This window comes from Heyndrickxia sp. FW510-T9, assembly GCF_058781025.1.
Map to the genome: position 1 here is coordinate 1 of NZ_JBYSWK010000089.1, position 6,860 is coordinate 6,860.

At 31.2% G+C, this 6,860-nt stretch carries 6 protein-coding genes; all 6 read left to right on the plus strand.

What is annotated here, in order from left to right:
* Nucleotides 1–561 precede the first annotated feature (561 nt).
* The 6 genes from AC3WJF_RS22660 (at nucleotide 562) to AC3WJF_RS22685 (ending at nucleotide 6,753) form a co-directional block, all read left to right on the plus strand.
* On the plus strand, nucleotides 562–2,385 hold the full coding sequence (locus AC3WJF_RS22660; RefSeq protein WP_492456300.1) for a polysaccharide biosynthesis protein: 1,824 nt from the start codon (nucleotides 562–564) through the stop codon (nucleotides 2,383–2,385).
* Between the two features lie 78 nt (nucleotides 2,386–2,463).
* Nucleotides 2,464–3,522 carry a UDP-glucose 4-epimerase GalE gene (gene galE / locus AC3WJF_RS22665; protein ID WP_492456302.1) on the plus strand — a complete coding sequence of 353 codons (1,059 nt, stop codon included), beginning with the start codon at nucleotides 2,464–2,466 and terminating at the stop codon, nucleotides 3,520–3,522.
* Nucleotides 3,523–3,594: 72 nt separating this feature from the next.
* Complete coding sequence (locus tag AC3WJF_RS22670) at nucleotides 3,595–4,209, plus strand: sugar transferase (protein WP_492456304.1); 615 nt, start codon at nucleotides 3,595–3,597, stop codon at nucleotides 4,207–4,209.
* Between the two features lie 84 nt (nucleotides 4,210–4,293).
* Nucleotides 4,294–5,442: an aminotransferase class I/II-fold pyridoxal phosphate-dependent enzyme gene (locus AC3WJF_RS22675; RefSeq protein WP_492456309.1), complete on the plus strand. Its 1,149-nt coding sequence runs from the start codon at nucleotides 4,294–4,296 to the stop codon at nucleotides 5,440–5,442.
* 82 nt (nucleotides 5,443–5,524) lie between these two features.
* On the plus strand, nucleotides 5,525–5,875 hold the full coding sequence (locus AC3WJF_RS22680; protein ID WP_492456305.1) for a helix-turn-helix domain-containing protein: 351 nt from the start codon (nucleotides 5,525–5,527) through the stop codon (nucleotides 5,873–5,875).
* 32 nt (nucleotides 5,876–5,907) lie between these two features.
* Nucleotides 5,908–6,753, plus strand: coding sequence for an SGNH/GDSL hydrolase family protein (locus tag AC3WJF_RS22685; protein WP_492456307.1), 846 nt, complete (start codon nucleotides 5,908–5,910; stop codon nucleotides 6,751–6,753).
* Nucleotides 6,754–6,860 lie beyond the last annotated feature (107 nt).

A 6,860-nucleotide genomic window follows, 5' to 3' on the forward strand; every position in this document is an offset into this window, starting at 1 on the left:
AAATTAAAATAAAAAGTTGCAAAATAAAGTGAAATAAACTGTTGACACGTTCTTTATAAAGAACTAAAATGAAGAAAATATTAATTTAAAAATTACAATATATCTGTTAAATATCAGTGATTAAGAGATTTGCAAAATAATTATTAGTTCTTTATTTTGAACAACCTAAAATATAATTAAATAATTAAATGGAAACCAAATAAATAATATAAATAAACAAACTTAGATTTGTTAAATATTTATGTTCGTTATTACGAATTTATTGTACGTTAGAATGAATATATTATAAATGATGATGTCTCCTTATCATTATCAATCGGAGGCACTCGGTCATACTTTGGGTCTTATGATCATAGACGCTAGTCGTCGGTAGTGTGATGTGAGGGGGGGTTAGATGCCCTATATTATACATAACTAATAACAATAAATTGTAGCAAAAATCGAATTATAAGGAGATTTTTAATCTAAAAATAAGATGCCTATTACATGAAGAATAATAATTTCAATAAATTTATTACTATTTAATATAAAAAGGAAACGATTATATAAGGGGGGAAGTAATTGACATATCGCCAAAGAGTATCCCTATTTATCGTTATTGATTCATGTATTGTTTTATCCGCTATTTTCTTAAGTAGGATTTTAGTATCAACGTCATATAATATGATATCAACATCGATAGTAATCACTTCATTTGCAATATTGGTTAGCCACCATATTTTTTCTTTTAAATTTAAACTATATAAAAAAGCTTGGGAATACGCTAGTGTAGGAGAATTATTGATAATCTGTAAATCTGTATCTCTATCTATAATAACTATAGGGCTGGTACAACTTATCTTCATTCAAGAAATATACTTCCGAGTACTTGTCGTTATGTGGATACTGAATATTCTTTTGATTGGTGGATCACGTTTTGGATGGCGTATATATCGTGATTCTATTCTAAAGAATGCAGATATTAAAAAAAGGACTCTTATAATAGGTGCAGGTTCTGCAGGAATAATGGTCGCGCGGCAATTGAATAGAACAAATGATGCAAAACTTTTTCCAGTTGGTTTTATTGATGATGATAAAAAAAAGCATGGTCTAGATATACTAGGTATTCCAGTTCTTGGTGGAGTATCCAAAATTGAAAGAACTGTTAAAGAACTTGAAATTGATAATATCGTAATTGCTATTCCATCGCTAAATAAGAAACAATTAAATATTATTTTTAGTGAATGTACAAAAACCTTCGCTAAAACACAGATACTGCCAATGCTTGAAGATTTAGTAATTGGCAAAATATCAATCAATCAATTTCGTGATGTAAGAGTTGAAGACTTATTAGGACGTAAGCCAGTTGAACTAGACACGGGTAGTATAGCGGAATATATAACGAATAAAGTTGTCCTTGTTACTGGTGCCGGTGGGTCTATTGGGTCAGAAATTTGTCGACAAATTTCAAAGTTTTCTCCAAGTAAGCTGCTTTTATTTGGTCATGGTGAGAGTAGTATCTTTTCCATTGAATACGAGTTAAAGGAAAGTTTTCAAAATACTACCATTCAATTTGTACCAATTATTGGTGATGTACAGGATTTAAATAAATTGATAGCTGTTATGAGGATGTACAAACCAGATGTTGTCTATCACGCAGCCGCACATAAACATGTGACTCTAATGGAAGAAAATCCTGAAGAAGCTATTAAAAACAATTTAATTGGAACAATAAACACTGCAAATGCAGCAAGTTGGAATAATGTTAAAACATTTGTCATGATTTCTACTGATAAAGCTGTCAATCCTACAAGCGTAATGGGTGCCTCAAAGAGACTCGCAGAAATAGTGATTCAACAAATAGGTTATAACTGTGACACAAAATTTGTTGCTGTAAGATTTGGGAATGTTTTAGGGAGCAGAGGGAGTGTTATTCCATTATTTAAAAAACAAATTGAAAAGGGGGGACCAGTAACAGTTACTCACCCTGATATGGTGCGTTACTTTATGACAATACCTGAAGCATCTAGATTAGTCATACAAGCAGGTGCTTTTGCAAAAGGTGGAGAGATATTTATATTAGATATGGGAGAGCCAGTTAAAATCGTTGATTTAGCACAAAATTTAATAAAGCTTTCGGGTAATTCTATTGAAGATATCGGTATTGTTTTCACAGGGATTAGACCAGGGGAAAAGCTATTTGAAGAGTTATTAAAAGACGAAGAAGTAACCGATAATCAAATTTATCCAAACATTTATATTGGCAAACAAACAGAACCTTATTTAGATGAAATTGAACAACTTATAACAGATTACATGATGCTAGATAAAGAAGAACTTCGCAAAAGGATTTTAAACTTGGCAAATAACCAAATGATTGATAAAGCATTACTATCTACAACTTAACAGCCATATGCCATATTGTTTTTTAGAGATTTTATAAACAAAATTCTTTTTAGGCTTTTTTAAAAAGGAGGTGTATTTTTGGAAGTACTTGTTACGGGTGGTGCTGGATTCATAGGCACACATACAAATATAGAGTTATTAAACGCCGGATTTGATCTTATTGTGGTTGATAATTTTAGTAATAGTAAACCTGAATCATTATATCGTGTACAAGAAATTACGAAGAAGAATTTTAGATTTTACGATATTGATATCTTAGACGCAAAAAGGTTAGAGGAAATATTTTCAGAAAATAATATTGAAGCTGTTATTCACTTTGCAGGTAGTAAGAATGTCGGAGAATCAATGAGTAATCCACTTTGGTATTACAAAAATAACATAATAAGTTCTATTAACTTGTGCCTAGTTATGCAGAAATTTCACGTGAAAAATTTAGTTTTTAGTTCTTCTGCAACTGTTTATGGGGTTCCAGAAAAGGTCCCAATTTCAGAAGATTTCCCCTTAAAAGCAATGAATCCGTATGGAAGAACAAAACTTATTATTGAAGAAATGTTACAAGATTTAGTCAAAGCAGACCCAGACTGGAGTATTTCAATATTAAGATACTTTAACCCAGTTGGTGCCCACAAAAGTGGAATGATTGGCGAAGATCCAAAAGGTACTCCATCTAACTTAATGCCATATATTACAAAAGTAGCTATTGGAGATTTAAAAGAATTACAAGTTTTCGGAAATGATTATCCAACAACAGACGGGACAGGTGTCAGGGACTATATACATGTAGTAGATTTGGCTAAAGGGCATGTAAAAGCACTAGAAAAAACCTTAAACTCAACAGGAATAACTGCATATAATTTAGGAACTGGAAATGGTTATACTGTCCTAGAATTGGTTACTGCTTTTGAAGTATTCACAGGAATAAAAATTCCTTATCAAATTACCAAGCCTAGACCAGGAGATGTTGCAAGTTGTTTTGCTAATACGGAGAAAGCTCAAAATGAGTTAGGGTGGATATCTACAAAAGGAATTAAAGAGATGTGTGAAGATTCGTGGAGATGGCAATTTAAAAATCCTAAAGGATATATTAATGAAGAAAAAGTACTAGTTCATAAAAATGATCCAAGCAATAATAGCTAGGATTTTTTTTTTATTAAGAAAAATGTAAATTAAGCAATAAAAAACTGAATTTCTCTTAAAATAGGTGAATTTATGAAGAGATTAATAGACATTATGATTTCATTATTTTTGTTAGTTTTTTTATCCATATTTTTATTAATAATAGGTATTTTAGTGAAATTTAAGCTTGGTTCACCGATATTATTCAGACAGCAGCGCCCAGGTTTATACGGAAAACCATTTTACTTATACAAATTTAGAAGCATGAACGATCTAAGGGATAGTAAAGGTTTGTTATTGCCTGATTATCAGCGTTTATCAACGTTTGGAATGTTTTTAAGAAAATATAGTCTAGATGAATTGCCTCAATTATTTAATGTTTTAAAGGGTGATCTAAGCTTAGTAGGGCCACGACCATTATTAATGGAGTATCTTCCTTTATACACAAGCGAACAAGCAAGGAGGCATCAAGTTAAACCAGGCATTACGGGATGGGCACAAGTTAATGGCCGAAATACAATTTCTTGGGAGGATAAATTTAAATTCGATGTTTGGTATGTTAATCATCACACATTATTTCTTGATATAAAAATACTCTGGTTAACCATATTAAAGGTCATAAGATCGGAAGGCGTTAACCAGGCTGATCATGTAACGATGCAGCCATTCCAAGGATCTAATAATGATAAAAAGAAAAGATATGGATAATATTTCTTATTCAGATTTAGAGATACAAGGATAAATGAACCAACACTTCATAATTAAAAATAGAGAATGGAGGTGTGTAAGTTGATTAGTACGATTAAGAAAAAAAGGATCTTCCTTTCGTCTCCCCATATGAATGGAACTGAGATGAAATATATACGAGAAGCATTTGAAACAAATTGGGTTGCTCCGTTAGGTCCTAATGTTGAGGCATTTGAAAAGGAAATAGCATCTTATACTGGTGCTGCAGGTGCAGTTGCATTAAGTTCTGGGACAGCAGGGATCCATTTGGCATTGTCTTTATTAAATGTACAAAAAGGAGATATCGTTTTTTGCCCTAGTTTAACGTTTGTTGCAACCGCAAATCCAATCTTATACATAAACGCTGAACCAGTCTTCATAGATTCTGAACCTGAAACATGGAATATGTCTCCATTAGCATTAGAAAATGCTTTATATGATGCTGCTCTTGCAAATAAATTACCAAAAGCTGTGATTATTGTAAATCTATTTGGACAGCCAGCGAAAATGGATGAGTTAATGTCCATTTGTAATAAGTATGATGTTCCAATAATAGAGGATTCTGCGGAATCGCTTGGAAGTACTTATAAAGGAAAAGCAAGCGGAACTTTAGGGGATTTTGGGATTTTTTCGTTTAATGGTAATAAGATAATTACCACTTCAGGAGGGGGCATGATTGTTTCCAATAATATCAATGCACTTAATAAAGCTCGTTTTTTAGCGACTCAAGCGAGAGACCCTGCTCCATATTATCAACATAGTGAAATTGGTTATAATTATAGACTTAGTAATATATTAGCTGGAATAGGGAGAGCACAATTAGAAGTATTGGATAAAAGGATTCATTCTAGAAGACAAATTTTTGAAATATACCAACAACATCTGGATAACCTTCCAGTTTTTTTTATGCCTGAATTGAAAAATACATTTTCAAATAGGTGGTTGACATGTTTAACCATTAATGAAGAAGAAACTGATGTAACAATTAATGATCTGCTTTCCTCTCTAGAATCAGAAAATATTGAAGCCAGGCATATATGGAAACCTCTTCATATGCAGCCATTATTTCGAAAAAATAAATTTTATTCACATGAAAGTAAAATGAATATTTCTGAAAAACTTTTTAGAACAGGAATATGTTTACCTTCAGGCTCAAATATGGCAATTCAAGATCAAATGAGGGTCGTGGAAACTATAACAAATGCATTTATATAAGGGATATATAAGCAAGAAATATAAGGATGATAAAAATTCATGCCTAATAAATGGCAAAATAAAAAATTATTGGGGTAATCAGATGATAGGAAAAAAAATAGCGGAAGTTCGAAAACAAAGAGGGTATACGTTATCCGAATTGGCAGAAAAATCGAATATATCTAAATCCTACTTAAGTAACATTGAACGCGATTTAAATATTAATCCGTCGCTTCAGGTTATGATAAGAATTTCAAATGTATTAAAAATAGACCTTTTAACGTTATTGAAAGCCGGTACCGACCATGATTCACAGCTTATTGTTGAAAAAGAATTAGATGATTTAGTAAATGAACTTAAAGAAATAGGGATGGAAAAAGAACATATTAAGAAATACAAAACGTTAATCGAATTTATTAAATGGGACCATGAAAAATCCAAACATGAACAATAATTAACAACCTATTTTTTGAAATGGTGGTAAATATGAACAAGTATATTGTGATAATAGTAGGTGTATTTAGTTTTGTTCTATTATATTTTGGACATTCGTACTGGAATAACCAAAGTAAAGCAGCCGGTTTAGCAGGAAAAATTGCTGTAGAAAATATTGCAAAAAAAGAAAAAGAAAAAAGAGAGGCACTAATTAACAGTGTAAAACCTGAGAACAATCTCGCTCAATCATTGATAGATTTCCTTAGATTCAGAGCTCTTACTCAAGATAAAGTTACGATATCTATTATAGGAAGTAATCTTACCGCAGGAACCGGTACTAGTAATCCTTCTAATAGCTGGGTAGAACTGCTAAATGAAAATTTGAAAGCTTCAAATGACGAATTCGAAACACTAAATTTTAATAATCAAGGTTATGAAGGATATTCGACTGCAGATTTATTAAACGGTAATAAAATTGATTTAGTACTTAATATTCATCCTGATTTGGTAATTTTTGAGGATTCTTTATATAACAACTTTTCACAATCAATAAGTCTAGAAAAATCCGGCCAACAAATGGAAAAAATTATGGATATACTGCAAAAGGGGCTACCAAATGCAAAAATTTTAATAATGTCAACAAATCCCATTGCTAAAAGTGAAGACAAAAATAGTTTAGGGTATAAATATGCAGATTATATTCGTGAGTCTGAAAATATAATTAGTAAAAATAAATGGACATATTTTAATGCTATTGATGAAATCAACCAAAAATTAAAAAGTGAACAATTGCTATTAGTAGATATATTAGCTAATGACTATGTACATCTAAATGATAAAGGAAATTCTTTGTTGTCTGATCTTCTGTTTGACTATTTTACTAGAAGTAACAAATAAAAGTTTTCAAGTATATATTGTTTTATATCAAGGCTGTTTTCGCAAAGATTGTTGCTTTTCGTATAAGTATATAATCCTTGAAATGGATAGGATTCGCGCTCTTTTCT